Origin of the sequence: Bacillus sp. FSL R9-9497 (assembly GCF_038005805.1) — a bacterium.
Classification (GTDB): domain Bacteria; phylum Bacillota; class Bacilli; order Bacillales; family Bacillaceae_G; genus Bacillus_A; species Bacillus_A cereus.
The window spans coordinates 2,981,862-3,008,857 of sequence record NZ_JBBOTY010000001.1 but is presented as its reverse complement, the minus strand read 5'-3'; the positions used below and the strand labels follow the sequence as shown (position 1 = coordinate 3,008,857).

The following is a 26,996-nucleotide window of genomic DNA, read 5'->3' as shown; positions in this document are numbered from 1 at the left end:
ACATGAAGCGATGGATACTTTTCCTTATAGTAAGTGTCTTCTTAATAGGTTGTGCTAAAACGAAAATTGTGGATGACATTGACTTAGTTCAAGTTGCGGCATATGATACCGAAGCAAAAGGTAAGCTAAAAGGAACCTTTGCGATTTCAGCTTATAAAGGAGGCGGGGAAGGTGAAACGAAAATCTATTCAGCATCAGGCCAGACTGGTAGAGAAGTTCTTGCAAGAGCATCCGAAAAGTCTTCTGGACCTCTAGAGTTGGGGCAATTGCGTGTTATTATATTTAATGAAAAAATAATTGAAAAGGGAATGCAGGAAATTTTAGAGACTTTGAATCGAAATCCTAGTGTAGGAAATGCAATTTATTTAGCAATTACAAATGTAAAAGGGGAATCATTATTAAAGGGGAACTATTCTAAAGAAAAAGAAATTGCTTCCTATCTATCCTCTTTACTGGAGCAAAATATGGACAATGGAACGCAACCAAAAACAAATTTTTTTATGTTTTTAAACCAACTTAATGATGATGCGAGAGATTCATATTTACCGATGATATCTAAAAAAGGTAACGTGTTGGAGTTAGATGGAATAGCACTTTTTAAAAGATGTAAAATGGTTGATAAAGTGAATCCTAAAGATTTATTTGTATTTAAATTGTTGACAGATAATTTTAAACAAGGTACATACCAATTCAAGCTACCTGGTTCTTCAAATACGTACGCCACGATAGAGAATATAAAGGCTAGAACAAAATATAAGATGGAAGGGAATAGTAAGCATCCATTCGTAAATGCTCATATTCAAGTTAAAGCTGAAATTCAAGAATTTACAAAAACAAAAAATCTAGATAATCCTAAAGAAATAAAAAAATTAGAAAAAATTATGGAAAAAGAAATAGAAAAAAAAGCAACTACATTGATAAAGAGATTTATTAAAAAAGACACAGATCCTATAGGACTTAGAAAGCTTGGTAGAACTCACGTAAGAAAATGGAACAGTCAAGAATGGGAAGAATCCTATAAACATTTACGTTTTCGTGTAACAGCTGATGTAAAAGTAACCCAATCTGGTGTTACAGAATAAATCAAATAAGATATGGTAAATTTCAACAAAAAAATATAGTCTCGCAGGAGATTAGGGAGAAGAGAAACGATTAACAAAGAATTTCATAAACATTAAGATGCTTTGTTAATCGTTTTTATACCTGTAGCTTTATCACTTATAGTAATCATAATTATAATAAAAGAACACCGAAACAAATTTCCGATACCACATAATTATAAGAGGACAATAAAGCATCAAGATATAATGTATGCTTTGTCTGGAAAAAAGAATTTAAGTACTTCAAGGTTAAACACTTAACTTTAAAATAGTAAATTCGTTGCTTGTAGCACTTCAACTAGACTGTGCCCCGAAAGTTAGAAAGGTCGGTTTATTAAGTAGCCTCTAGGGAATGAGCCTAGTACAATACTGGATTCATTTCCTTTTATTTTTCCTTGATTCTTTCATGATTATAGTACTTTATATACTTTGCTAATTCTTGTTTGAATTCTGTTATACTTTCAAATTCTTTCGATACAGAAATAGACATACAAAAACGCCATTCTTTCTTATAAATTTACAGAAAGAATGGCGTATTCTTCAAAAGTGAGTTCCTTTATTGAAAAGCTTTAGTTCTATATGACAGATAAAAGGGCAAGCAACGCTAAAATAGCGAGAAATCCTTGTTTCATGATAATTGATTTATTGGATGTGAAACCTCCGAAAATAGCTGCTATCACTACACAAATGATGAAAAATAATTGAATCATATAACCAATGGGATTGTTTCCAAGTATAAGTCCCAGAATGAGGCCAGTTGCTAAGAATTCATTATATAAACCGTTTGCAAATTAATTGTCTAAGTATTTCTAAGTTTAAAGAGTACAGTGTCTTCGTTTTTTATTGAATCAACTTTTACATGTTGGTTCAATATTTTCTATTCTCTTGGAACTTAGTTCTCGTTTACTTCTCACAAAAGCAATAAAATCTATTATCTCTTCTGTTGACAGTGCTTCTCCATCTATTAAAAGTGTTGGATCTGGATCGTTTAGGAGTCTTGTAATATCAATTACATCTTTGTTTTGATGTGAATGTTCAATTCGACCTAATATATAATCTACAGATGTATCAAATAAATCGGCTATTTTTGATAAAGATTGTAATGAAGGTAATCTATAACCATTTTCATACCCGGCATAGGTGCTTTTCGCAATCCCAAGTCGATCTGCTGTCTCTTGTAAGGACCATTTTTGATTTTTTCTTAATTTAGATAAACGTTCCAGCATTCGTCTCATACCCCATCTAATTTTATTAAATTAATTATAACATAGAAAAAGAATCAAGAATAGAAAAAAAGTACGCGTATTGAATACAAAATCTTGATTAATTCAAATTAAGTTCTATAATGATAAATATAAATACGCATTACGCGAACGATATATCGTTGTTTATTTTATGGAGGGGTTGTGTATGAAGAAAATTTTATTACTTGCAACTGGTGGGACAATTGCATCTGTGGAGGGGAATGAGGGGCTTGTTCCAGGATTGTCCGCTGAGGAATTATTGAATTATTTTTCGAAGTCTTCTCGAAACTTAGAAATAGATTGCAAAATCTTAATGAATATTGATAGTACCAATATGCAACCTGAGCACTGGAAAGAAATAGCTAATGCTGTTTTTAATCACTATGATGACTATGACGGGTTTGTGATTACACATGGAACGGATACGTTAGCTTATACATCTTCTGCGTTATCTTATATGCTGCAAGGTTTAAGAAAACCAGTTGTTTTAACAGGTTCACAAGTACCTATTAGTTTTAAAAAGACAGACGCAAAGAAAAATGTAGCTGATGCTCTTAGGTTTGCCTGTGAGGATGTTGGCGGTGTGTTTATTGTTTTTGATAGTAGGGTGATTATTGGGACGAGAGCAGTTAAAATGCGAACAAAAAGTTATGATGCATTTGAAAGTGTGAATTATCCATATGTTGCTGAGGTAAATGAAGATGAAGTGAAATATCATTGGAAGCCAACTTCCTCACATAGTGAACTTTCAATAAATACTGATTTATGTACGGATGTTTTTCTTATGAAATTGTATCCAGGTACAAAGCCTGAGGTATTTGATTGTTTAAAAGATTTGTATAAAGGGATTATTATTGAAAGTTTTGGAAACGGTGGATTACCTTTTGAAGGAAGGAACTTGCTTTCGAAAATTCAAGAGTTGACTGAAATGGGGATTGCTGTAGTGATTACTACTCAATGCCTGGAAGAAGGAGAAGACATACTTCTCTATGAAGTAGGACGGAAAGTGGCGCAACATCAAGTAATATTGTCTGGAGATATGAATACGGAAGCCATCATAGCAAAATTGATGTGGGCGCTTGGGAAAACTAATAAATTAGAAGAGATTAAAAAAATTATTGAAGAGCCTTTAGCCTACGATTTAACAATAAAATCTGATAAGGATTGGTAATGACTTCATATGATTTATTTAGGTTTTACATTTAATATGGGGGAGAAATTAAAATGGCAATGACAAACAAGAACGTGCGAGTGGAGAATGATTTTTTGGGAGGAAAGGAATTACCTATTGAGGCATATTACGGAATTCAGACTTTACGCGCTGTTGAAAATTTCCCGATTACAGGGTATAAAATTCATGAAAGTTTAATTAGAGCGTTCGCAATTGTAAAAAAAGCTGCAGCGCTTGCGAATACAGATGTAGGAAGATTGGAATTGAACAAGGGCGGCGCGATCGCAGAAGCTGCTCAAGAAATTCTTGATGGAAAATGGCATGATCATTTCATCGTAGATCCAATCCAAGGCGGAGCGGGTACTTCAATGAACATGAATGCAAATGAAGTCATTGCCAATCGTGCTCTTGAATTATTAGGGATGGAAAAAGGAGACTATCATTATATTAGTCCAAATAGTCATGTAAACATGGCGCAATCAACAAACGATGCATTCCCAACGGCGATTCATATCGCAACGTTAAATGCATTAGAAGGCTTATTACAAACGATGGGTTATATGCATGATGTATTTGAATTAAAAGCAGAACAGTTTGATCATGTGATTAAAATGGGTCGTACACATTTACAAGATGCGGTGCCAATCCGTCTTGGACAAGAATTTAAAGCATACTCTCGCGTACTTGAACGTGATATGAAACGAATTCAACAATCGCGTCAACATTTATATGAAGTAAATATGGGGGCAACTGCAGTTGGTACAGGCTTAAATGCAGATCCAGAATATATTGAAGCAGTTGTAAAACATTTAGCTGCAATTAGTGAATTACCGCTTGTTGGTGCAGAAGATTTAGTAGATGCGACGCAAAATACGGATGCTTATACTGAAGTATCTGCAGCACTGAAAGTATGTATGATGAATATGTCTAAAATTGCGAATGACCTTCGCTTAATGGCATCGGGTCCACGTGTTGGTTTAGCAGAAATTATGCTGCCTGCTCGTCAACCAGGTTCATCTATTATGCCAGGGAAAGTAAACCCTGTTATGCCAGAGGTAATTAATCAAATTGCGTTCCAAGTAATTGGTAATGACCATACAATTTGCCTTGCTTCAGAAGCAGGACAATTAGAATTAAACGTTATGGAACCAGTACTTGTTTTCAACTTACTGCAATCGATTAGCATTATGAATAACGGTTTCCGTGCCTTTACAGATAATTGCTTAAAAGGAATTGAAGCGAATGAAGATCGCTTAAAAGAGTATGTTGAGAAAAGTGTAGGAATTATTACAGCCGTGAACCCTCATATCGGTTATGAAGCAGCAGCTCGCGTTGCGAAAGAAGCAATCGCGACAGGGCAATCTGTTCGAGAACTTTGTGTGAAAAATGGTGTATTGTCACAAGAGGACTTAGAGTTAATTCTAGATCCATTCGAAATGACACACCCAGGGATTGCAGGAGCAACTCTTTTAAAGAAAAATTAAAAGAAGAGGGGGGACAAGTCCCTCCTCTTTGTTTACAATATAGGGATTTTATATGTGAATAGAGGTAGGGAGATTATAAGTAAGTAACAGTGGCGTTTAATAGTTCATAGAAACAAAATTAAGAGGAGCAGCAATATAATCAACATCACTTTTAAGTTAGTTAACATTGTTATCGTGTCCGCTATTTGGTTACTTAATACTTTAATTCATGTTTTTACCAATTATTTATTACCTCAAAATGCAAAGTTTTTGAAAATAACTATTTTAGATGTGAGATGAAAATAGGGGATAGATACTTAGCATTTAATAAAAAAAGATAAGATTACGAAATGTAATCTTATCTTTTCATTAAGAATAATGAATTGTAGCTTTAAGGCTTCAGAATGACTTTTATACAGTCGTCTTCACGATTATTAAAAATCTGATAACCATAACTCGCTTCTTCAAGGGGAATTTTGTGTGTAATAATCTCTTTTGGATCAAATTCTTTATTTGTTATTTTTTCAAATAGTTCCGGCATAAAATGAATGACAGGTGCTTGTCCCATTTTAAGATTAATATTTCTAACCCAAAATGCACCGAGTGGAAAGGCGTTATAATTGCCACCATAAACGCCGGTCATTTGAACCGTTCCATATTTTCTTACGGCTTTCGTAGCGATTTGAATAGGACCGAGAGTTCCACCTTGTAATTTTAATTTTTGTTCCAGAAATTCTAGAGGCGATTTTTTTCCATCCATCCCCACACAATCAATAACTACATCAGCACCGCCATGTGTAATTTCCTTTAAATGTTCTCCCATATCGGGGAATTTTGTAAACTCAAATACCTCAACATTGTTAATCTTTTTTGCATAATTCATCCGATAATCTAAGTAATCCACTGCAATTACACGTTTAGCACCTTGCATCCAAGCGAATTTTTGTGTCATTAATCCAACAGGTCCACAACCAAGGACGATAACAGTATCACCTGGCTTAACGCCTGCGTTTATTACACTCCAATAGGCTGTTGGTAAAACATCTGATAGAAATAGTAGGGATTCATCTTCAAGTTCGCATGATTCCGGTATAACAAATGGAGTAAAATTACCAAATGGAACTTTTAAATATTCTGCTTGTCCTCCTGGATGATTACCAAATTTCTCTGTATAACCAAAGTATCCACCAGAATCGTAATGAGGGTTTGAGTTATCACATTGACTTTCCATTTCATGTTGGCAATAGAAACAATGTCCACAAGAAACGTTGAAGGGGATGACAACACGATCGCCTTTTTTCACTTTAGTGACATCTGGCCCGACTTCTTCAACGATTCCCATTGGTTCATGGCCGATAATGTATCCTTGAGGTAAGGGCATGTTACCTTGATATAAATGTAAATCAGAACCGCAAATAGCGGTTGAAGTAATCCTTACAATAATATCATCTTTTTTCTCTAACTTTGCATCATCAACTTGTTTAACTTGTACTTGGTTTGGTCCTTGATAGGTTACAGCTTTCATCTCATATCTCCTTAGAAATCATTTTTCATAATTTATATGTATCTCTTGGCAAAACAGAAATCTTTAGTAAAGAGAAATTTACACATATTGTTGTTATGAAAGTACGTTATAGCAACTCTTCTTTCTTATGTCTTTTGCTCTATTTTAAGAAGAAACTCAATATTTATTCACAATAAAATTTCCATAAAAAGGATAATTATTATTTCATAATTTGTAACATATTAAAAACATCGGAGGTGAAATAATATGGCAAACAATAATAGTGGAAATCGTAATGAATTATTAGTTCGAGGCGCTGAACAGGCTCTTGATCAAATGAAATATGAAATTGCACAAGAGTTTGGTGTACAACTTGGTGCAGATACAACAGCTCGTTCAAACGGATCTGTTGGTGGTGAAATTACAAAACGTTTAGTAGCAATGGCTGAACAACAACTTGGTGGTAGAGCTAACCGCTAAGTAAATGGGCATACAATATAGCAGGTATGTAAATCAATTTCTTTTGTATATGTATAAAAACAAACCCTTATAGTAAATGAATTCTCACTCAAAGATTATCGATAATCTTCTTTCATAATCTTTGAGTATTTGATTTGTAAACTACTTTCCTAAACAATAAACACACAGTGTTGGAAAGGTGTTTTCCATGCATAGTAGAAAATCTTTTGCAGGAAAAAGCATACTTGAAAATTTGGTTTCAATATTGAAATCAATATTTATTATGATATTTTCGAAAGGGAGGAATTTAAAGATGGGTATTTTAAGTGGAAATCCTCAAAATGAACCGTTACATTACGGAGAAGTATTTGATATTTGGAGTTATCTTTTAGCTGCACAAGGTGCAATTGCAAGCCATCAAGTGTTTATGAATCATACAGGTGATGAAGATTTGAAGAAGTTTTTAGAAGGCTTAATTGAAAATGATATGAATTCGGAGATAGAAGAGTTAAAAACTCTTTTAAAGGTTAATGGCGTAGCTTTACCACCTGCTCCTCCAGAACGACCAGTTGCATCTATCGAAGACATTCCCCCAGGGGCACGTATTAATGATGTTGAAATAGCAGCAGCTGTTGCTACAGGATTAGCAGCTGGACTTGTGACATGTAGTCAAGTGATGGGAAAATGTCTTCGAGAAGATGTAGGCATGCTATTCGGACAATTTCATATGAAAAAGGCGCAAGCAGGTGTAACTTTGCTGCGTTTAAGTAAGAAAAAAGGGTGGGTAGTACCACCTCCGTTACATGTAAGAAATTCTGATCAAGCTTAATAAACAAAAATAAAAAAGTGGCGTTGGCCACTTTTTTATTTTTTAGATGTATCCTCAAGCTTGGATTTATTTATTGTGGAAGAATCCATATATTCATCTGACATTTCCATAGCATATTTATCATGGCGAATATGATTGTGATTTCTTAATTCATCGTCGTTATGCAGTACTAACCTCTTCATATAAATGTGGAAGAAAACCTCTATTCCGCCAATAATTAATGTGGCCATAAATGAAGAAAATCCAATATTACGAGTAGCATCTAAATTAGTAAATAAGGATGTTAAAAGCCAAATTCCGAAGAAGGTTAAGCCAAAATCTGCCATTGTAGCAATCATATTTCCGTATTTAGGCAAAATGAAGAGATCGCCAATTAAATAGGCAGCTCCTGTTAAGAAAAGAGAAATGAGTAATACTCTAGGAATGGAAATGCCTTGAAAGATACCAAGTACGATAAGTAATACTGCAGTTATCGCTGTGTATTTAATTAATAAAGCAACAATATGTTTCATTATTTTCCTCCATTGTTTAAACGTATATGGAATAAAAGATTTCATTAAAAACGGGTTATGCTATATAGCGTAACCCACTTTAATCAACCTTTAATGGTAAGAAGTACAACCTGGGTAAGAAGCAGGCTTATACTATGGATAGTATTTGCGGAATATCGAGCTTTATTCATAAAGGGTAGTTCCATTCTTATAATAGAGATGTTGCCTAAGTACAGTGTTTTTTCATATTAAACTTAATATTCGTTGGTGTTTTGATTCATTAATATAAAAATAAACAAAGTATTTCCGCATTTAATGCATCTTTTTATCTATATATTTTCCGTAATCAGGTACAGCAATTTTATCAAATTCTTGAACCAGTGTTTTGAGGCTTGTTGATAGCAATTCACCTGACATTGGTATCCCATGTCCAGTAATAGCGACTAGAGGCTTTAATTCTTCTAATTTAATGACTGATTCTTTAGCTGCTTTCCAGTCTGTTGTTAAATAACGAGGCGGACCGCTTATTTCCTGTTCTTGAGTTATTACTTTATACAGATACTCCTGTTTCACTGTAACAAAAGCGTCCCCAGCAATTAAAGTTCGGTCTTTCTCTCTGAATAATGAAATATGCCCAGGAGTATGCCCTGATGTATGAATCCATCTAAACTCTGGCATATGGGGAACAGTTCCATCGGTAGGTAGTGCTTTTACGCTATTTCCTAAATCAATCGGTTCATTAGGGAACAGGGGAGACATTTTCGCTACCATACCACCTTCAACTGTTGGATCTGGTTCAGGATAGCTTTGTTGTCCAGTCAAAAACGGTATCTCCATTTGATGGGCATAGACTGGAACATCCCAATATTTAATGAGTTCAATTATTCCTCCAACATGATCAAAATGGCCGTGAGTTAAAATAATTGCTTTTGGGCGACTATTGGTACCAAATCGATCCTCAGCGATAGAGATAATTTCATTTGCACATTTAGGCATTCCAGCGTCAACTAAAACAAAATCATCGGTATGCGGATTCCCAACAAAACATATGTTGACGATTTGAATCGTGTAGCAAAACAAATCAGGCAATACTTCGATGCCATGACCACTTTCAATTGAAGTTGCTGGAATAAATTTGTAATCACTTCCGTAATTCATCTCATTGTCCACTTTTTATCCCCCTTACTATATGTTCATACGACATTATAGTTCCCTAATTTCTCAAATCCATTTTGGAGGATTTGAGAAAAGAATGAGTGGGGGGATTAAAAAAGCAATAATTTACTCCTAGAATTAAGATGGAGACATATCAATTTATATAAAGTGCAAACAAAAAATATTGATTGTAAAGTCGTAGTTTCTACTATTATTTTGAGTTTAAGTGTATATCTTTTAAGAGGATATACCAAGTTCTTTTATTTTGATAATTACTTGAAACTTGAATAGGGAAAACATGATCAAGCCCCCATTCTAATTCGTTTATTTCATTTTCAAGTCCTGTTGGATAGAGTAAAAGAATCTTAAAATTATTTTTAACAATATTTGATAAAACGGTTTGTAATTCTAGTGCTTCAGTCAAGTTTCCGCCCCATCTAACAAATAAAATGGATTGTGAATGATGAATTTTTTCGTAAAAGTTATCAATTCTTCGATCTAATTTTTGTTTAAAATCATGGTATGTGATGAACCAATCTTCATTTGGAACAACAGGGAAATCATGATAAGATGTTACGTTATATTTTGTGTCTTTTATAATATGAGAAAAAACAGGTTGTATCACACCATCATTAAACACAATATTTTGTTCCTGCATTGCGTGCATGTTTTTTAAATCCATAAAGTCTATAAAATTATTTTTCAATAATGTGTTGATAGAAGAAAGATTCGGTGATTCAAACCAATCTAGAGGACCTGAATATTTCCGCAGCCTATATTTTTTTAGATGAATAGCGGTATAACAATTTTCCCCTAAACTAATAACATCATCATAAATTCCTTGAAGTTTTTTCATTTCCAATACAATCATCCTTTTTTTGGAAAGTGGGAGAACTAATTCATTATAAATAATATATGTATGTATAAAACCTCCTGTGAAAAGGCTCACAGGAGGTTAAACTAAAGCGTATTTCGAGTTATATACTATTTGTCGAGGTAAGAATTGTGTGTGATAATTAATGGCGTGTTATAAAAAAGGAGAAAAACAGAAGTACATTGAAGTTAGTTGTGAATAAATTATAATTTAAAATTGAGCGGAAATAAGGAGCCCCAGTTACTTCATTATGCAACTGGGGCATTTTTTAATCTCTTCCTAACTTAATTATATCATGTAAATCAAGTTCGAAATAGACTGTTTCTTCTCATTTACTACTGTTACAATCAAGTACACATGCAAAGTAAGGAGAGATGTTATATGAGTTCTTTCGTTCTCGATTTTCAGGAAATAGAAAAAACGCAGCTTTTTCTCGTCGGTGGAAAAGGATTGAATTTAGGGGAGTTAACAAACATTCAAGGTATACAAGTACCCGAAGGTTTTTGTGTTACAACGGTAGGATATGAAAAGGCTATCGAGCAAAATGAAGAGCTTCAAACTTTGTTGCAGCAGCTAACAAAGTTGAAAATGGAAGAGCGTGCTCAAATTGGTGAAATGAGTAAGAAGATTAGAGAAGTCATTATGGCAGTAGAAATCCCTACTGATGTAGTGGAAGCAGTAGCTCATTATCTCTCGCGTTTTGGAAATGAACATGCGTATGCCGTGCGTTCGAGTGCTACGGCTGAAGATTTACCGCATGCTTCATTTGCAGGTCAACAAGATACGTATTTAAATATTATTGGAGAAGAAGCGATTTTACAGCATGTAAGAAAGTGCTGGGCGTCTTTATTTACAGAGCGAGCAGTTACGTACCGCATGCAAAATGGTTTTGAACATAATCAAGTTTCTATATGTGTTGTCATTCAAAAAATGGTTTTCCCTGAGGCTTCAGGGATTTTATTTACTGCGGATCCGATTACTTCGAATAGGAAGGTGTTGTCAATCGATGCCAGCTTTGGACTTGGCGAGGCGCTAGTATCTGGATTGGTTTCTGCCGATAATTATAAGGTAAAAGAAGATGAAATCGTCGAAAAGGTCATCGCAACGAAAAAATTAGCCATCTATGGACGAAAAGAAGGCGGAACAGAGAGAAAGAAAATTGCTCCTAATCAGCAAAAACTTCAAACATTGTCTGAACAACAAATTTTACAACTAGCAAGTATCGGAAGACAGATTGAAGCTTATTTTGGTTGTCCGCAAGATATTGAATGGTGTTTAGCCCATAATACATTTTATATTGTCCAAAGTCGCCCCATTACGACTTTATATCCAATTCCTGAAGAAAATGATGGGGGAAATCATGTATATATATCAGTTGGCCATCAACAAATGATGACTGATGCGATGAAACCACTTGGGTTATCTTTTTTCCTGTTAACGACTAATGCTCCTATGCGTAAAGCGGGAGGACGGCTGTTTGTTGATGCTACGCAACAATTAGCTTCACCTGCTAGCAGAAATTACTTAATAAACACTTTAGGAAAATCAGATCCACTCGTAAGAGATGCATTAACGACTATAATCGAGCGAGATAATTTTATTACATTGTTGCCGGATGATGAAAAAGAAAAGATTGTTAGTAAAAATAAGCAACTTGCAAATTCGCAACCAGAAATCGAAAATAATCCGGCAATCGTTACGAATTTAATACAGAATAGTGAAGCATCAATCAAAGAGTTAAAACGAAACATGCAAATGAAATCAGGGGTGGATGTACTTAATTTTATTTTGGAAGACATCCAGCAATTAAAAAAAGTATTATTTAACCCGCAAAGTATCGCTGTTATTATGGCAGGAATGAATGCTTCAGCATGGATGAATGAAAAAATGGAGCAATGGCTAGGCGAAAAAAATGCAGCAGACACGCTTTCTCAATCGGTACAAAATAATATTACATCTGAAATGGGTTTAGCATTAATGGATGTCGCTGATGTGATTCGGTCATATCCAGAAGTTATTACGTATTTACAACATGTAGAAAATGAGAACTTTTTGGATGAAATAGTTCAGTTTAAAGGTGGAGAAGAAGCTCGAGATGCCATTCTAACTTTTCTAAATAAATACGGAATGAGATGTAGCGGAGAAATCGACATTACGAAAACGCGCTGGAGTGAAAAGCCAACTACAATTATCCCGATGATTTTAAATAATATAAGAGATTTTGAATATGGTGCGAGTAAGCGGAAATTTGAAGAAGGACTGCAAGAAGCTTTAAAAAAAGAAGAAGAGTTAGTAAATCGATTACAGCACTTACCGGGTGGAAAACAAAAAGTAGAAGAAACGAAGCGAATGATTCGTAATATCCGTAATTTTATCGGCTATCGTGAATATCCAAAATACGGTATGATTAATCGTTATTTCATATATAAGCAAGCGTTACTGAAAGAAGCTGAGCAACTTGTGCAGAGCGGTGTCATTCATGAAGTTGATGATATATACTATTTAACTTTTGAAGAACTTCACGAAGTAGTTCGCACGAATAAACTAGATTATGAGCTTATCCAAAAACAAAAAAATGATTACAAATTATATGAAAAACTAATGCCTCCTCGTATAATGACGTCTGATGGAGAAATCATTACAGGTAAATATAAACGAGAAAACCTCCCAGATGATGCGATTGTAGGTTTGCCTGTTTCTTCAGGAGTGATTGAGGGGAGAGCTCGCGTTATTTTAAACATGGAAGAAGCGAATTTAGAAGAGGGCGACATATTAGTTACAGCTTTTACTGATCCGGGCTGGACACCATTGTTTGTGTCTATAAAAGGGTTAGTCACTGAAGTTGGCGGACTTATGACGCACGGAGCAGTAATTGCACGTGAATATGGATTACCGGCAGTTGTTGGAGTAGAGAATGCTACGAATTTAATAAAAGACGGACAACGAATTCGGGTACATGGAACAGAAGGGTATATTGAAGTGTTGTAATGAAATAAAAGAACATCCGCTATTATAGTGGATGTTCTTTTATTATATAGCTGAATTATTTCTTTAAGCCAGCTGCATAAAAAGGTCCATGAACTGCGATTGTTGATAAAAAGTGAGCAATTTCCTCTGGTGTTTCTTTTTGCCCGTTATTTAGCCATTGCTGAATCACACCAATATGAGCAGATGCCATATTTGTCATTGGGTTCGGTCTTACATGGATCGCGGATGGTATGGTAGGGGTAAATATTTCGAACTTCACAGATACGGCACTGTTTCTATCTATTACATCCTTTAGTTTCTTCTTAATGATATCGGCGGTACTTTCATTAGTTGGACTAAAGGGAATCGGTGTATTCGCTCTCTTACTATTCTTCGGGGCACCGTTATTATCGTTAGCACCGGAAATGTTGTTACCATTTTATCAAGACTGGGTGTACGCATGGTTGCCAATGCGATTTATGATTGAAGGGCTTAGAGAAATATTCTTCTTCGGAAAAGGATTAAGCTGGAGTACACCTCTTACTGTGCTCGTTTGGATTGGTGCAGTAAGTATGATGATTATTTTAGCGACTGCTTTCAAACGTAGTGGAGTAAAGGAACAAAAAACTGAAGTGAATGCATAAAAATTAATAAAGGAAAAACCGTTTCACTAGTAGTGGAGCAGTTTTTTATGTTGAAATACATGTAAGTGTACAAAATATATTGATATAATGAAAAGGGAGTTAGTTGTTTGTTGAACTAACTGTCCCTTAGCTAGGCTTGGGATGTAGAAATCCTCCTGAAAAACCTGTTGTACTATATAATGATTATCTCTGATATGCTTTAATTTTGTTAGTTTTTCTGCATTTTCTACCACACAACGTGAAATCGTAGAGGGTGTTGCAAAGTTAACAAAATATAAACATGCAAAAATAAATGCATAAAGAAATATAGTACTCAAGATTATTTTTAAAAAGTAAGGATTTCATAATAAAGCTCTTTGAAGAGGGGATAAACAAATAGACTAGTTTAAAATTGAACGTATGAAAAAGGAATGAGAGGAAGAGTAAAATGAAGCAGATTTCAATATTAATAGCGGATGATGAGGTGGAAATTGCGGAGTTAATTGGGATACATTTAGAAAAAGAAGGTTATCATGTTGTGAAAGCTACTGATGGAGAAGAAGCAGTTCTTATCATTCAATCGCAACCAATTGATTTAGTTATTTTAGATATTATGATGCCAAAAATAGATGGTTATGAAGTAGCAAGACAAATTCGTATCAAACATAATATGCCAATCATTTTCCTAAGCGCGAAAACATCTGATTTTGATAAGGTGACAGGTCTTGTACTAGGTTAGGTGCGGATGATTATATGACAAAGCCTTTTTCACCAATTGAATTAGTTGCACGTGTAAATGCACAATTACGCAGATTTCTTACGTTAAATCAACCGAAAGTAGAGGAGAAGAAATCCGTTTTAGAAACAAGCGGAGTGGCTATTAATCTTGATCAACGAAAGGTAAATGTATATGGCGAACAAATTGAATTAACTCCAAAAGAGTTTGATATTTTATATTTATTAGCGAGTCATCCGAAGAAAGTGTACAGTGTGGAACACATTTTTCAGCAAGTGTGGACGGGTGATTATTACGATGGTGGAAGTACGGTTGCGGTACATATTCGTACTTTACGAAAAAAAATTGGGGAGGATACAAGAAAGGATAAGTTAATAAAAACGGTATGGGGGGTAGGTTATACGTTCAATGGCTAACATGATGAGAAGTTTTCGTTTTAAAATGATTGCCTTGTTTGCGCTAAGCATGGTATTAGCAGCTGGTGGAACATATATAATTTATAAAGTATTACAGCTTTATTATAGAACGATGGTACGTTACGAAGATTATTTAGCTCAATTTAGACCAATTGTAGATATTAAATTCTTTTTAATGTGTTTTATCCCACTATCTGTTGTATTCTTTTTCTTTTTAACAAAACCATACTTAAAATATTTTAATGAAATTTCTAACGGTATTCACCATCTTGCTAACGGTGATTTTACAAAGAGAGTTCATATTACTTCAAATGATGAATTTGGCGAGATTGCGCGTGAAATAAATATAGCGAGTGAAAAACTAAAAGAGGCTGTTGAGAGAGGTGACTTTGCAGAAAGTAGTAAAGATCAGCTCGTTGTTAATTTAGCTCATGACTTAAGAACGCCTTTAACGTCTGTTTTAGGTTATTTAGATTTAATTCTTAAAGATGAGAGTTTATCGAAGGAGCAAATTAAACATTTTTCTATGATTGCATTTGCGAAATCGCAGCGACTTGAAAGTTTAATTGATGAGTTATTTGAAATTACGCGAATGAACTATGGCGTGCTAAAGTTAGATAAAAAAACAATTAATATAAGTGAATTGCTTATACAATTAGATGAGGAATTATATCCATTATTGGAGAAACATCATTTAGAAGCTAGGTTGAATGTTAATCCTCATTTATATATTTATGGTGACGGGAATTTGTTAGCTCGAGTATTTGAAAATCTTGTAACAAATGCGGTTAGATACGGAGATACTGGCCAATTTATTGATATGAATGGATATATTGAAAATGGAGAGGTTATCATACAAATTATTAATTACGGAGATAGCATTCCAGAAGAAGATTTGCCCTATCTTTTTGACATGCTTTATACAGGTGATAAAGCAAGAACAGGGCAACAAGGTGGTACAGGCCTTGGGTTATTTATTGCAAAAAATATTGTTGAACAGCATAATGGAACGATTTCAGCAGAAAGTAATGTAATTAGAACAATATTTGAAGTAAGATTGCCAAAAGAAGAGAGTTCAAGAATTTAATAAAAATTTAATGTTTACCCCACTTTTTATTTAATTAGTTTTTTCTATCCTATACGTATGTTAGGTCAAGGAGGAACTGGTAATGAAAAAGTGGGGCTTTTTATATTGTACATAGTATGTACGAGGCTTTATATATCATTTTCAAAAACGTTCAAAAATTATTAAAGAAAAGGACGTACAGTTTCTAAAAGTAAAACACATGAAAAAGTGAGGATATTATGATATGAAGAAAGCAAAAAAACTAGTCATCGTTGGTATGGTCACAATTGGTTTAGGAGTAGGGTCGTATATGACATTTGCAGGAGAATCTGAACCAGTTGAAACTTATAAAACATATGAAGTGACAGAAAAACAAATAGAGGAGGAGCAAAAATTAGGCGGAGAGGTTATCCCAAATGGTATAGAAACAATTTCATTCGATCCAACAAAAGGTACGTATGAAATAGCTGTTAAAAAAGGTGATGAAATAAAAAAAGGGCAACTTCTTTTTAAATATAATGACCCAATTACTAAACAAGGTGTAACAGAAGCGGAAATGCAAAAGAAAATTGCGCAAAAAGAAGTAACATTGCATCAGAAACAAATGGATGCAGCGAAGCAGAAATTAAAAAAAGATAAAAACGCTGGTCTTCCTGAGGGAACGTTAAAAGCATCAGAAATCGAAGTACAACAATTAGAATCACAAATTGAAATGAAAAGGTTTGAAGTAGAAAAAGCTGATGAAATGATTAAAGCAGCAAAAGAGAAAGTAAACACACTTTCAGTAACGAGCCCGGCTGATGGTGTAATTGATGACATCGTCAAAAATAATGATGCTGGAATGAGTGGGATTACGCTTCGTCACGCTGGTCCATTTAAAGTAAAAGGTCAACTGTCTGAATATGAGCTTGCGAGTGTGAAAGTTGGACAAGAAGTAATAGTTTCATCAAAAACTGTATCTGGTAAGACGTGGTCAGGAAAAGTTACAGAAATCGGATCTACACCAGTAAAGAATATGGATGAAAACAAAAGAGTTTCTAGCTATCCATTCACTGTTACATTAAACGAGAGTGAAGGATTACAAAACGGTTTCCACGTAAACGTGACAAATAAAACAGGCGAAGCAACAGGTACAATCGTTCCGAAAAGCAGTATGGTGAAAAAAGGTGACAAAGATGTTGTATTCGTTGTCAAAGATGGAAAAGCGAAAGAACAAGTAGTTACGGTTGAATTTGAAACGGATCATGAAGCAAAAGTTTCTGGAGTGAAAAAAGGTGTACAAATTATCTCTGAACCTATGAAAAATGTAAAAGATGGTATGGAGGTTAACACAAAATGATTCATTTAAAAGACATCACGAAATCTTTTCAAAACGGTACAGAGTCCGTCCAAATATTACATGGAATCGATGTAATACTGAATCAGGGGGAATTCACTTCCATTATGGGACCATCAGGTTCTGGTAAGTCAACCTTAATGAACATTATCGGTTGTTTAGATAAACCAACTGCAGGTACGTATGAGCTAGCTGGTCAAAACATTTCAACTATGTCTGAAACAGAACTTGCACACGTACGTAATAAAGAAATCGGCTTTGTATTCCAAAATTTCATGTTACTACCAAGGCTTACAGCCCTTCAAAATGTAGAATTACCTCTTATTTATGCAGGAGTTGATAAAAAAGAAAGACGCGAGCTTTCGTTAGCTGCTTTAACGAAAGTTGGGTTAGCTGAACGTGCTACTCATCTTCCAAGTGAGTTATCAGGTGGTCAAAAACAGCGTGTTGCTGTAGCGCGTGCAATTGTAAATAATCCGAAATTTATTTTAGCCGATGAACCAACTGGTGCACTTGATACGAAAACGAGTGAACAAATTATGGAGCTCTTTTACGAATTAAATAAACAAGGTTCAACGATTATTATGATTACTCACGATCGTGAAATCGGAGAAGCAGCAGCACGTCAAATTGTAATTCGTGACGGCAATATCGTACAAGATTGGAGAGAATAAATTTGAATACGAATGAAAATATACGCATGGCCATATCTTCTATTTTTGCGCATAAAATGCGATCTATATTAACAATGCTAGGTATTATTATTGGAATAAGTGCAATTATTACAATTATTTCAATGGGAGATGGACAGACTGCAAAGATGCAAAAGGAACTTGCAGAGAATCAGCATATGGATGAACTTAAAATAGAATACTTCAACCCGGATTTTCCGACAGAAAAAGCAAAAATTACACCACATATGGTAAAGCAATTGCAAGTGATACGAGGTGTAAAAGATGTGTATCCCAATGTGCATAGGGACGTAAAAGTATATACGGGATCAAAAAATGTTTCCTTTAGTTTAAATGGGGGAACAGGAAACTTTATGCAGGACTTTAAAATGAAGATGGTGCATGGGCGAGAGTTAACAACGGATGAACTGAAAAAGCCAATTCCTGTTGTAATTGTAGCTGAAGATTTATTTAAAACACTATTTGATACTTGGAAAGATTATTTGTATATAGATATAAAAGGAAAACCATATAAAGTTGTCGGGGTGTACAAATATGAAGACGGTTTTCAACGTCAATTTAAATTGTATGAAGGATATACATCTATCGACAATGCATCTTTAATTGCAGGGATTGAGGAATACGATACAGTGAAAATTAAGTTATCTTCTCCAAGTGAGCGAGAGGCTGTAGAAAAACAAGCTATATCTGTATTGAATGAATTGAAATCCCCAGAATTTGAGCATTCTTTTACAGTGGAGGATACGAAAGCATATGGTCAAAAAATAGAAGAGTCAACACGAACGATGAAAATAGTATTTGCTAGTATTGCTGGGATTTCCTTACTTGTAGGTGGTATTGGTGTGATGAATATTATGTTAGTATCCGTTACAGAGCGTACACGTGAAATAGGTATTCGAAAAGCGCTCGGTGCAACGAGAGGAAAAATATTAACACAATTTCTCATCGAAGCATGTATTTTAACGTCATTAGGCGGGGCGATTGGTTTTGGATTAGGTATGTTTTTTGCTTGGATCGCTTCATCAATAGGTGAATGGCCACTAGTTATTTCTGTAAGTCTTGGATTACTCTCAGTTGGAATATCGATGTCAATTGGTATTGTCTTTGGCATACTGCCGGCTAATAAAGCGGCTAAATTAGATCCGATTGAGTGTTTGCGATATGAATAAGTGAAAAGGTAATTTTTTAGTAAGGTGTTTTCAAAAAGTCATTGATGTAATGTCTTCTATTTCTGGAGGGCTGGCTGGTGACCTTATCTAGCTGTGCCCTTTGTCATATTTTACATCAATTATTTCCTGGAGGTTCAGATAAATGAATTTATTTGATATAGTTCAACGTAACATACGGCGTAATTTTAAAGAGTATATACTTTATTTTGTATCGTTAGCTTCAAGTATGCTTATCTATTTTATATTTGCATCACTTCGATATAGTACTCAAATAAAAAAAGAAATGGTTAATAATGTGATGATTAATAGTGTTCTTCAATCTTCAAAAGTGATTCTCATTATTTTTATAGCCATATTTATTATTTATTCTACTAATTTTTTTATAAGGAAACGTAAAAAAGAGGTAGGATTATATTCTTTACTAGGAATAACTAAAAAACAAATTGGTACGATGTTATTTTGTGAGACTATGATAATGGGAGGCTTTGCTTTAGTAGTTGGCATACTGATTGGCAGTATGAGTTTTAAGTTATTTTTAGAGCTGCTAATGAGTTTAATGAAATTAAATGTACCTATTCATTTTGAGTTATCTATAAAAGCAATAATAGACACGTTCATCGTCTTTTTATCTATTTTATTATATACAGCATGGAAAAACTCTCGCATTATTTATAAATTTCCATTGATTGAAATGTTTCAAGCTAATCATCAAGGAGAACGGATGCCAAAAGGTTCTGTACTTAGGGCGTATATAGGTCTTATTTTAATGGGATTAGGATATATATTAGCAGGCTTCTTCCGTGAAGTAGTAAATATTGTGCGGAATCCCATTGATCCTATGAACCCTATTATAAATCCTATAATGATTCCAGTTTTTATTTTGCTTTTAGTTGTTTTTGGGACATATTTTCTATTCACTTCTTATACAGTTATTGTTTTAAAGAAAATTAGAAGTAAAAGAGAAATATTTTATAGCGGTATAAATATAATAAACATTTCGCAATTACTATACCGAGTAAAAGGGAACGCTAAGTTACTTGCAACAATTGCTATATTAAGCGCTACAGCTTTAACGGCAATTAGTACAGTCGCAGCAGGGTATTATGTAGGGCAATCTGAAACAAATGGAGATTTTATGCAACTGTATGGAGTTGCGTTATTTATTGGAAGTTTTTTAGGGGGAATATTTGTTTTGGCGACAGGTTCAATTATATATTATAAACAATTATCTGAAGCGTATGCTAATCAGAGATATTATGAAACTCTTCGGAAAATAGGTGTTACGAAAAAAGAGGTAAGAAAGTCAATTTCGAAACAAGTTAGCTTTAGTTTTATTTCACCTCTAATAGTCGGACTTGTTCATAGCTTATTTGCGATACCGATAATTAACAATATACCTATAAATAACATCATTATTCCAATTTTAATTAGTAGTGGTGCATATTGCATAATTTACTTTGGGTATTATGTATTAACTGTTTATTCCTATTTTAAAGTTGTGTATAAATGAAATGTGTAAAAGATAAAACCGGTTCACTATTAGTGAACCGGTTTTTTTTGAATTCATTATTACTCTATAGGAAAATAAAGTAGTGATAGATAGGTTTTTTAATTGAAGAGTTCGGATTTGCGTTTTCCTTTTATATACATGCTCCTGCTATTTCAAATTGCATAAAATGTTATGTGAAATAATGGAGGGGATACGATGTATAATTCGAATGATTATGATTGGTATAGGCAAAATGATAAGTTGATTCGTGATATTGAGAAAGCAATTAATGGAGAGTTTAGTGCAATAAGTTGCTATGCGAAATTAGCCAACATGGCTCCAAATGCGGCGGAACGAAATCAAATTCTTGAAATTCGTAACGATGAAATAAAGCATTTCCATCATTTTGTACAGATCTATACAAATTTAACTGGTCAGCAGCCTAAACCACAAATTACAGAAGAATGTCCAAATACGTACTTACAAGGATTAGAATTCGCAATACAAGATGAACAGAAGACAGTAGATTTTTACTTGGAAATTTCAGATGAAGCATCGGATGCACATATGAAAGAGTTATTGCGCAGAATAGCTGCCGATGAACAAAATCATGCGGTGTGGTTTTTATATTATTTTGTGAAGACGAAGTGAGCATTAAGAATAAATGGCTGATGTAATGAATATATTAGAATTTATTTTAAAGCGCAGTGCAACAATTGCATGAAAAACTTAATAAGCATAAAGAAACCGTTTCATAAGTAGTGGGACGGTTTTTTTTCGCGGTGAAATACAAGTTACATAGATATCGACAAAATATGGTAATTGAATTTGGTATATAATGTATGAAATGAAAACGAAAATAAATAAGCTAGGAGCAAATAAATGAAAAGAGGAATTACAGTAGATATTCCAAATGAATATGATAATTTACTTTGGAAAGTGTTAAAGCCAATTGATATTTCTTCATATGATTGGTGGGTAGGGAGTGAGGAGTCATACTTAATAGCACGTGGTGGATTGGATGAGGCATTATTTCCAGAAGAACCAAGTATAGTGGAAGGATCAGATTTGAAAATATTATTTAAAGACAATATATATTATGTTATTTTTGCAGATTTAAAAGCGTATTCAAAAGGAGAGGAAGTAGTAGATATTGAAACATATGAAGAATTTAAAGAGAGTAAGTGTGAATTAGTTTTACTAGTTGCGGATTGTACATACGTCACAATTTACGCTAAAGATCAAAAACAGATTGAATTGATGTATGAAAACGCAAGGAATCAAGGTTATTATGTTGAATACGTTACCGACGAAAATGACGGTAGAACGCGTTTATCAGTATGATAGCGATAGGAAAGGGGAACAGCGATATGGAGAGAAATACAGTTAAAGAATATACAATTCGAACTGCTACTGAAGAGGAAAGCGATAGCATTATTACTCTATTAAAAGAAGTAGCACAATGGCTACAATATAAAGAAGTGGATCAGTGGCAGTATCTTTTAGGAGAGAAAGCTACGGCTGAAATACTAGAATGTATAAGAGAAAAAAATACATATGTTGTTCTGAAAGAAGATGAAATAGTTGGTACGGTTACAGTTTCTCCTAAACAAAATGAATGGGATGAACATATTTTTGGTAAAGAGGAAGTTTCTAATTCATTATATATTCATAGATTTGCGGTGAAACGGAAGTACAAGGGAAATGGAATAGGAGAATGGATTTTACGGTGGGTAGAAGAGAATGTGCAATGTGATAAAGAGTATTTGAAGTTAGATTGCGTGGGACATAATCGTACGTTAAATGATTTTTATAAGAAAAATGGTTTTGAATATGTTGGAAGTACGGATGGGCTTAGTAAGTTTCAAAAGAAAAGGAGAATGTGAATACATCCAATTAACGTAAGTTTAGTTGAAAAGTTAATACAGGAACAGTTTCCTGAATGGGCCCATTTAGAAGTGAAACCTGTAAAGTTTAGTGGGCATGATAATAGGACGTTTCACTTAGGGGATGAGATGAGTGTAAGATTGCCAAGTGATGCGGCATATGCACCGCAAGTAGAGAAAGAAAATAGTTGGCTTCCTATATTAAGTAAGGGACTTTCTTTACCAATTTCTACACCAATTGCGAAAGGAAATCCGTCTGAAGCGTATCCATTGCCTTGGTCTATTAATAAGTGGATAGAGGGAGAAACAGTTACGAAACAAAATGTTCGTGATTTAAATGAATTTGCGGCGGACTTAGGATCCTTTTTAGTAGAATTGCAATCTATTAATGCGAGTAACGGCCCTTTAGCTGGAGCACATAATTTTTACAGGGGCGGACTTATATCGGTATATGATAAAGAGGCGAGAGGTGCGATCGAAAATAATAAGGACGTTTTTGATGAAATCGTATTAAAGCATCTTTGGGATTTAGCACTTCAGTCAACGTGGGAGTGTAAACCAGTTTGGGTTCATGGGGATGTTGCACCTGGAAACTTACTCGTTAAGGACGGAAAGCTTTGTGCCGTAATTGATTTTGGTATTTTAGGAGTAGGGGATCCGGCTTGTGATGCAGCGATGGCATGGACTTTTTTTGATAAGAATAGCAGAAACGTATTTAAAGAAGTATTGCGCATAGATGAAGAAACGTGGAATAGAGCAAGAGGATGGGCACTTTGGAAAGCGTTAATTACATATGATGCGAATAAGACTAGTAATAAAATAGTGGCAGAAGAATCGCATCGTGTTATTCAAGTAATTGTGGATGATTATGAGAGGTAGTAGAAAAAGCCTATTTTAAAATAGGCTTTTTTTATATGATGAAATATTAGAAATGGAAAGAAGGAATCTAATATAATTATACATAATATTTAGATAATGGGGGTGTCGAATTTTGAGTGAAATTGAATTAAAGAGTAATGTAATTAAGACAGGGCAAGAGAAGGGAATTATTCTTCGGTTTATACTTGCTAGTCTCGTTGGAGTGTTTATGTTTTTCGTTCCTGTTACGATAAACGGTGCATCGTCTATTATGATTGATCATATCGTATCGTGGATTAGGGCTTCGGTTCCAGGCGTAGTACCTTATTATGCATTGTTCGTTATGGCGATTGGTGCGATTTATCCATTTTATACGAAGAAATGGAATGCATCTATCGTAGACATTTGTTTTTCTATTTTAAAAGTAGTTGGCGTTGTTTTTGGCATATTATATTGTTTAAAAGTAGGACCAGCTTGGTTCTTTGCGCCAGATGTTGGACCGTTTTTGTATGAGAAGCTAGTCATATCAGTAAGTTTGCTCGTTCCAATTGGCTCGGCGTTTTTAGCGTTATTAGTCGGATATGGATTGCTTGAATTTATAGGTACATTTTGTCGTCCGATTATGAGGCCATTATGGAATACGCCGGGGAGATCGGCGATTGATGCAGTTGCGTCCTTCGTTGGAAGTTATTCGCTTGCCCTTCTTATTACGAACCGCGTGTATAAAGAAGGAAAGTATACGACAAAAGAAGCGGCGATTATCGCTACAGGATTTTCTACAGTATCCGCTACATTTATGATTATCATCGCAAAAACATTAGATATTATGCATTTATGGAATGTTTATTTTTGGACTACACTTGTTGTAACATTCATCGTGACTGCTATCACCGTAAGAATCCCACCCCTTAGTAGAAAACCAGATACATATGTAACAGAAGAAGGGTTCCCAGAGCCTGTTTATAAAGAGAAAATGTTAGAACGTGCTTGGGAAGATGCGTTAGAAGTATCAAAATCTGCACCGAGCATTATGAAAAATATTGCAGTGAATTTAAAAGATGGATTTATTATGACGATGGGAATTTTACCATCTATTATGTCAGTAGGATTAATTGGTATCGTCTTAGCGAAGTTCACGCCAATATTTGATTGGATTAGTTATATTTTCTATCCATTTACATGGCTATTACAATTACCGGAAGCAGAATTAGCTGCTAAAGCCGCATCAGTTGGTATTGCAGAAATGTTTTTACCGTCATTATTAGTAGTAAGTGCACCAATTTTGACAAAGTTTGTCATTGCAGTTGTTTCCGTATCATCTATTTTGTTTTTCTCCGCTTCCATTCCTTGTATATTATCAACAGATATTCCGTTAAAAGTGTCTGAACTTATTATTTTATATGTGCAGAGAACGATTTTAACGTTACTTATTATTACGCCGATTGCTTATTTATTGCTTTAAAGTTTTAATAAGGTAAAGTTATAAAAAAGAAGCCGTTTGTAAAAAGAGGGCTTCTTTTGTTTAAAAGCGGGATATTCTTATTTATTTTTCGTATATGACGTAACGCTTCTTAAGAAGATTCCTAGTCCCGCAAAAAAGAACCCTAAGCATAATAAGCTGCCTGGCGTTCCCCAAGTAATTTGATCTAGCATTTTTTATCCCCTCCCGTTTATCATTATATAGAATTTATTGGAAATTACCAAAAATTCTTTTTTAAGGGTTACTGATGAGTCTTCCTACCTTATACGAGAAGAATATATTTGAAAAGAATTCTTTGCTCTATATTTTTTATATTCTTATAATACGTTTTATATTCTTATGATATAGTAACAACAAAGGGGGCTTAAAAATGGAAATTATTCACGAAAGAGCAAAGTTGCGGTTAATGGATAATACTGATGTCGAAACTTTGTTTTCGATTGTAGAAGGAAATCGGGCTATTTGGGCGTATTTAATCTCTAAAATGGATAGTGTGCAAGATATGCAACAATACGTTCAAAAAGCGATAAAAGGTTACGGAAGAGGTACTCAAATACCTTTCGTAACCGTAGATCAACAGTCGAATAAGATTGTAGGAAGTACACGTTTATATAATATTTCAGTAGAAGATAAGACAGTTGAGTTAGGGCAAACGTGGTATCATCCGAGTGTGCAACGTACGAGTATAAATTCAGAGTGTAAGTATATGCTTCTCCAGTATGCTTTTGAAAAACTGCATATGCTTAGGGTACAAATTAAGACGGATGCAAGAAATGAAAAAGCACAACGAGCAATTGAAAGGTTAGGAGCAGTAAAAGAGGGTGTGCTTCGAAATGAAAGAAAATTACCGAATGGTTATGTGAGAGATGCGGTGGTGTACAGTATTATCTCGAGTGAATGGCCAGGCGTAAAAGAACAATTGTTAGAAAAATTAGAGTTATATAAAGAAAAGTTATAATTCGTGTTTTGAAAGGTATATTGTTCGTGACATATGAAAAATATACCTTTTTTCTTACAAAATGCTACTTTATTTTAATTCCTTTTGTTTCATCGTTCCCTTCTGAGAAAAAATTCGTTACAATGTAGTTGTATGGTAATAAACTTATGAATTTAAAAAATGTAATGAAAACCGCAAATGAAAATGAATTGATAATCCTCAATTTTAAATGAAAACCCTTTTATACATAAATAACAAGTAAAGTTCCTTCTTTTAAATAAACTCAAACAAAACGATTTGATATAAATGTTTTTTATAGAAGTATGGATGATGTACGGAGGCAATTACAAATGAAAGAAAATAAGAAGAGTAAGAAAAGACGAATCTTTCAAGTATTTTTACTAATGATTTGTTCTGCTATTTTATATGTAAGTTATGCAGCTTACGATATTTGGAGTTATCGTTTTAAAGCAAATGATGACGTGAAAACGGATGCTGGTATCGTACTAGGAGCAGCTTCGTGGAACGGAAAACCATCTCCTGTATTTAAAGAAAGAATTAATCATGCGATTTCTTTATATAAGAACGGAAATATTAAAAAGATTATTTTTACAGGTGGTACAAAGTTCGAAGCAGAACTTGAGGAAGCACGTACTGCAAGAGTATATGCAATGAAACAAGGTGTAAAAGAGGAAGATATTTTAATTGAAACTAAATCCCTTTTCACTGAAGAAAATTTAAAAAATGCGAAGCAAGTTGGAATAGAGAACGGAATACGCACATACACGATTGTAAGTGATCCACTTCATATGAAACGCGCAATGAGAATTGCAAAACATATTAATATTGAAGCGTATGCTTCACCAACGCCGACATCAGCATATAAAACGTTAGACACAGAAATTCCATTCTTCTTTAAAGAATTATTCTCGTATATTGGATATGTAACCTCTTTGCCATTAAAGGCATTGAAGGGAGATTAACATAAGAAAAGAACCTATCCTTAAATAGGAACTTTTCTTATTAGTCAAAAACATTGTATTTTTATCGG

At 34.2% G+C, this 26,996-nt stretch carries 23 protein-coding genes and 5 pseudogenes; 20 read left to right on the top strand and 8 right to left on the bottom strand.

Annotated features, from left to right (window positions below; translation table 11 throughout):
- The first annotated feature begins 2 nt into the window (after positions 1-2).
- Positions 3-1,082 (top strand): Ger(x)C family spore germination protein, encoded by a 1,080-nt coding sequence (locus tag MKY21_RS15545; protein ID WP_000832878.1) that lies wholly within the window; start codon positions 3-5, stop codon positions 1,080-1,082.
- A 403-nt stretch (positions 1,083-1,485) separates the two neighbouring features.
- On the opposite strand, the pseudogene MKY21_RS31195 reads toward MKY21_RS15545, so the two are convergent.
- The 3 genes and pseudogenes from MKY21_RS31195 to ansR all read right to left on the bottom strand — a co-directional run.
- Positions 1,486-1,572 (bottom strand): annotated as a pseudogene (locus tag MKY21_RS31195) (IS3 family transposase); the annotation flags it as partial.
- A gap of 103 nt (positions 1,573-1,675) precedes the next feature.
- Positions 1,676-1,891: pseudogene (locus tag MKY21_RS15540) on the bottom strand (DUF1304 domain-containing protein); the annotation flags it as partial.
- Between the two features lie 57 nt (positions 1,892-1,948).
- Entirely contained in the window at positions 1,949-2,326 is a 378-nt protein-coding gene (gene ansR, locus MKY21_RS15535) for an HTH-type transcriptional regulator AnsR (RefSeq protein WP_000893569.1), read from the bottom strand.
- 184 nt (positions 2,327-2,510) lie between these two features.
- On the opposite strand from ansR, the gene ansA reads away from it, so the two are divergent.
- Both ansA and aspA read left to right on the top strand, forming a co-directional pair.
- Positions 2,511-3,515 carry an asparaginase gene (gene ansA, locus MKY21_RS15530; RefSeq protein ID WP_000722300.1) on the top strand — a complete coding sequence of 335 codons (1,005 nt, stop codon included), beginning with the start codon at positions 2,511-2,513 and terminating at the stop codon, positions 3,513-3,515.
- Positions 3,516-3,568: 53 nt separating this feature from the next.
- Positions 3,569-4,999: an aspartate ammonia-lyase gene (aspA, locus tag MKY21_RS15525; RefSeq protein WP_001251924.1), complete on the top strand. Its 1,431-nt coding sequence runs from the start codon at positions 3,569-3,571 to the stop codon at positions 4,997-4,999.
- 370 nt (positions 5,000-5,369) lie between these two features.
- Here aspA and MKY21_RS15520 read toward each other — a convergent pair whose 3' ends face one another.
- Positions 5,370-6,503 carry a zinc-dependent alcohol dehydrogenase gene (locus MKY21_RS15520; RefSeq protein WP_000649092.1) on the bottom strand — a complete coding sequence of 378 codons (1,134 nt, stop codon included), beginning with the start codon at positions 6,501-6,503 and terminating at the stop codon, positions 5,370-5,372.
- A 246-nt stretch (positions 6,504-6,749) separates the two neighbouring features.
- Between MKY21_RS15520 and sasP the strand changes: the two genes are divergently transcribed.
- Positions 6,750-6,962: a small acid-soluble spore protein, SasP family gene (sasP, locus tag MKY21_RS15515; RefSeq protein ID WP_000002833.1), complete on the top strand. Its 213-nt coding sequence runs from the start codon at positions 6,750-6,752 to the stop codon at positions 6,960-6,962.
- A 292-nt stretch (positions 6,963-7,254) separates the two neighbouring features.
- Positions 7,255-7,770 carry a DUF3231 family protein gene (locus tag MKY21_RS15510; protein WP_000512125.1) on the top strand — a complete coding sequence of 172 codons (516 nt, stop codon included), beginning with the start codon at positions 7,255-7,257 and terminating at the stop codon, positions 7,768-7,770.
- Positions 7,771-7,805: 35 nt separating this feature from the next.
- Here the strand turns inward: MKY21_RS15510 and MKY21_RS15505 are convergent, their stop codons facing one another.
- From MKY21_RS15505 to MKY21_RS15495, 3 genes are all read right to left on the bottom strand, one after another.
- Positions 7,806-8,282 carry a YndM family protein gene (locus MKY21_RS15505; RefSeq protein WP_016118201.1) on the bottom strand — a complete coding sequence of 159 codons (477 nt, stop codon included), beginning with the start codon at positions 8,280-8,282 and terminating at the stop codon, positions 7,806-7,808.
- A 291-nt stretch (positions 8,283-8,573) separates the two neighbouring features.
- A complete protein-coding gene (locus MKY21_RS15500) occupies positions 8,574-9,431 on the bottom strand; it encodes an MBL fold metallo-hydrolase (RefSeq protein WP_000368278.1) in 858 nt (285 codons plus the stop codon).
- Positions 9,432-9,627: 196 nt separating this feature from the next.
- Positions 9,628-10,287: a DUF1796 family putative cysteine peptidase gene (locus MKY21_RS15495; protein WP_002000036.1), complete on the bottom strand. Its 660-nt coding sequence runs from the start codon at positions 10,285-10,287 to the stop codon at positions 9,628-9,630.
- Between the two features lie 384 nt (positions 10,288-10,671).
- Between MKY21_RS15495 and ppsA the strand changes: the two genes are divergently transcribed.
- Positions 10,672-13,278 carry a phosphoenolpyruvate synthase gene (ppsA, locus tag MKY21_RS15490; protein WP_098616797.1) on the top strand — a complete coding sequence of 869 codons (2,607 nt, stop codon included), beginning with the start codon at positions 10,672-10,674 and terminating at the stop codon, positions 13,276-13,278.
- 55 nt (positions 13,279-13,333) lie between these two features.
- Here ppsA and MKY21_RS15485 read toward each other — a convergent pair.
- Positions 13,334-13,468, bottom strand: a pseudogene (locus MKY21_RS15485) (TetR-like C-terminal domain-containing protein); the annotation flags it as partial.
- On the opposite strand from MKY21_RS15485, the pseudogene MKY21_RS15480 reads away from it, so the two are divergent.
- From MKY21_RS15480 to MKY21_RS15415, 14 genes and pseudogenes are all read left to right on the top strand, one after another.
- Positions 13,458-13,901, top strand: a pseudogene (locus tag MKY21_RS15480) (phage infection protein); the annotation flags it as partial. The pseudogenes MKY21_RS15485 and MKY21_RS15480 overlap by 11 nt on opposite strands.
- 427 nt (positions 13,902-14,328) lie before the next feature.
- Positions 14,329-15,032: pseudogene (locus MKY21_RS15475) on the top strand (response regulator transcription factor).
- Positions 15,025-16,119 carry a HAMP domain-containing sensor histidine kinase gene (locus MKY21_RS15470; protein ID WP_000002612.1) on the top strand — a complete coding sequence of 365 codons (1,095 nt, stop codon included), beginning with the start codon at positions 15,025-15,027 and terminating at the stop codon, positions 16,117-16,119. Before MKY21_RS15475 ends, MKY21_RS15470 begins: the two are co-directional and overlap by 8 nt.
- A 223-nt stretch (positions 16,120-16,342) precedes the next feature.
- Positions 16,343-17,437 carry an efflux RND transporter periplasmic adaptor subunit gene (locus MKY21_RS15465; protein ID WP_000709395.1) on the top strand — a complete coding sequence of 365 codons (1,095 nt, stop codon included), beginning with the start codon at positions 16,343-16,345 and terminating at the stop codon, positions 17,435-17,437.
- Complete coding sequence (locus MKY21_RS15460; protein ID WP_000581539.1) at positions 17,434-18,108, top strand: ABC transporter ATP-binding protein; 675 nt, start codon at positions 17,434-17,436, stop codon at positions 18,106-18,108. Before MKY21_RS15465 ends, MKY21_RS15460 begins: the two co-directional genes overlap by 4 nt.
- A 2-nt stretch (positions 18,109-18,110) precedes the next feature.
- Entirely contained in the window at positions 18,111-19,295 is a 1,185-nt protein-coding gene (locus MKY21_RS15455) for an ABC transporter permease (protein ID WP_086392027.1), read from the top strand.
- A 142-nt stretch (positions 19,296-19,437) separates the two neighbouring features.
- Entirely contained in the window at positions 19,438-20,805 is a 1,368-nt protein-coding gene (locus tag MKY21_RS15450; RefSeq protein ID WP_001047870.1) for an FtsX-like permease family protein, read from the top strand.
- A 195-nt stretch (positions 20,806-21,000) separates the two neighbouring features.
- Positions 21,001-21,435, top strand: a complete 435-nt coding sequence (locus MKY21_RS15445) for a ferritin-like domain-containing protein (RefSeq protein ID WP_000282808.1) — start codon at positions 21,001-21,003, stop codon at positions 21,433-21,435.
- A gap of 231 nt (positions 21,436-21,666) precedes the next feature.
- Positions 21,667-22,128, top strand: coding sequence for a DUF2691 family protein (locus MKY21_RS15440; RefSeq protein ID WP_000820206.1), 462 nt, complete (start codon positions 21,667-21,669; stop codon positions 22,126-22,128).
- Between the two features lie 26 nt (positions 22,129-22,154).
- Positions 22,155-22,670: a GNAT family N-acetyltransferase gene (locus tag MKY21_RS15435; protein ID WP_341076727.1), complete on the top strand. Its 516-nt coding sequence runs from the start codon at positions 22,155-22,157 to the stop codon at positions 22,668-22,670.
- Positions 22,671-23,549, top strand: a complete 879-nt coding sequence (locus MKY21_RS15430) for an aminoglycoside phosphotransferase family protein (RefSeq protein ID WP_341077918.1) — start codon at positions 22,671-22,673, stop codon at positions 23,547-23,549.
- A 112-nt stretch (positions 23,550-23,661) separates the two neighbouring features.
- On the top strand, positions 23,662-24,990 hold the full coding sequence (locus MKY21_RS15425; RefSeq protein ID WP_341076725.1) for a YjiH family protein: 1,329 nt from the start codon (positions 23,662-23,664) through the stop codon (positions 24,988-24,990).
- 388 nt (positions 24,991-25,378) lie between these two features.
- On the top strand, positions 25,379-25,966 hold the full coding sequence (locus MKY21_RS15420; RefSeq protein ID WP_000402581.1) for a GNAT family N-acetyltransferase: 588 nt from the start codon (positions 25,379-25,381) through the stop codon (positions 25,964-25,966).
- 329 nt (positions 25,967-26,295) lie between these two features.
- Complete coding sequence (locus MKY21_RS15415) at positions 26,296-26,928, top strand: YdcF family protein (RefSeq protein ID WP_000662216.1); 633 nt, start codon at positions 26,296-26,298, stop codon at positions 26,926-26,928.
- The last annotated feature ends 68 nt before the right edge of the window (positions 26,929-26,996 follow it).

Coding starts and splice junctions, on each gene's coding strand:
- MKY21_RS15545 (WP_000832878.1), top strand. CDS start 3: ATGAAGCGATGGATACTTTTCCTTATAGTAAGTGTCTTCTTAATAGGT.
- ansR (WP_000893569.1), bottom strand. CDS start 2,326: ATGCTGGAACGTTTATCTAAATTAAGAAAAAATCAAAAATGGTCCTTA.
- ansA (WP_000722300.1), top strand. CDS start 2,511: ATGAAGAAAATTTTATTACTTGCAACTGGTGGGACAATTGCATCTGTG.
- aspA (WP_001251924.1), top strand. CDS start 3,569: ATGGCAATGACAAACAAGAACGTGCGAGTGGAGAATGATTTTTTGGGA.
- MKY21_RS15520 (WP_000649092.1), bottom strand. CDS start 6,503: ATGAAAGCTGTAACCTATCAAGGACCAAACCAAGTACAAGTTAAACAA.
- sasP (WP_000002833.1), top strand. CDS start 6,750: ATGGCAAACAATAATAGTGGAAATCGTAATGAATTATTAGTTCGAGGC.
- MKY21_RS15510 (WP_000512125.1), top strand. CDS start 7,255: ATGGGTATTTTAAGTGGAAATCCTCAAAATGAACCGTTACATTACGGA.
- MKY21_RS15505 (WP_016118201.1), bottom strand. CDS start 8,282: ATGAAACATATTGTTGCTTTATTAATTAAATACACAGCGATAACTGCA.
- MKY21_RS15495 (WP_002000036.1), bottom strand. CDS start 10,287: ATGATTGTATTGGAAATGAAAAAACTTCAAGGAATTTATGATGATGTT.
- ppsA (WP_098616797.1), top strand. CDS start 10,672: ATGAGTTCTTTCGTTCTCGATTTTCAGGAAATAGAAAAAACGCAGCTT.
- MKY21_RS15470 (WP_000002612.1), top strand. CDS start 15,025: ATGGCTAACATGATGAGAAGTTTTCGTTTTAAAATGATTGCCTTGTTT.
- MKY21_RS15465 (WP_000709395.1), top strand. CDS start 16,343: ATGAAGAAAGCAAAAAAACTAGTCATCGTTGGTATGGTCACAATTGGT.
- MKY21_RS15460 (WP_000581539.1), top strand. CDS start 17,434: ATGATTCATTTAAAAGACATCACGAAATCTTTTCAAAACGGTACAGAG.
- MKY21_RS15450 (WP_001047870.1), top strand. CDS start 19,438: ATGAATTTATTTGATATAGTTCAACGTAACATACGGCGTAATTTTAAA.
- MKY21_RS15445 (WP_000282808.1), top strand. CDS start 21,001: ATGTATAATTCGAATGATTATGATTGGTATAGGCAAAATGATAAGTTG.
- MKY21_RS15440 (WP_000820206.1), top strand. CDS start 21,667: ATGAAAAGAGGAATTACAGTAGATATTCCAAATGAATATGATAATTTA.
- MKY21_RS15435 (WP_341076727.1), top strand. CDS start 22,155: ATGGAGAGAAATACAGTTAAAGAATATACAATTCGAACTGCTACTGAA.
- MKY21_RS15420 (WP_000402581.1), top strand. CDS start 25,379: ATGGAAATTATTCACGAAAGAGCAAAGTTGCGGTTAATGGATAATACT.
- MKY21_RS15415 (WP_000662216.1), top strand. CDS start 26,296: ATGAAAGAAAATAAGAAGAGTAAGAAAAGACGAATCTTTCAAGTATTT.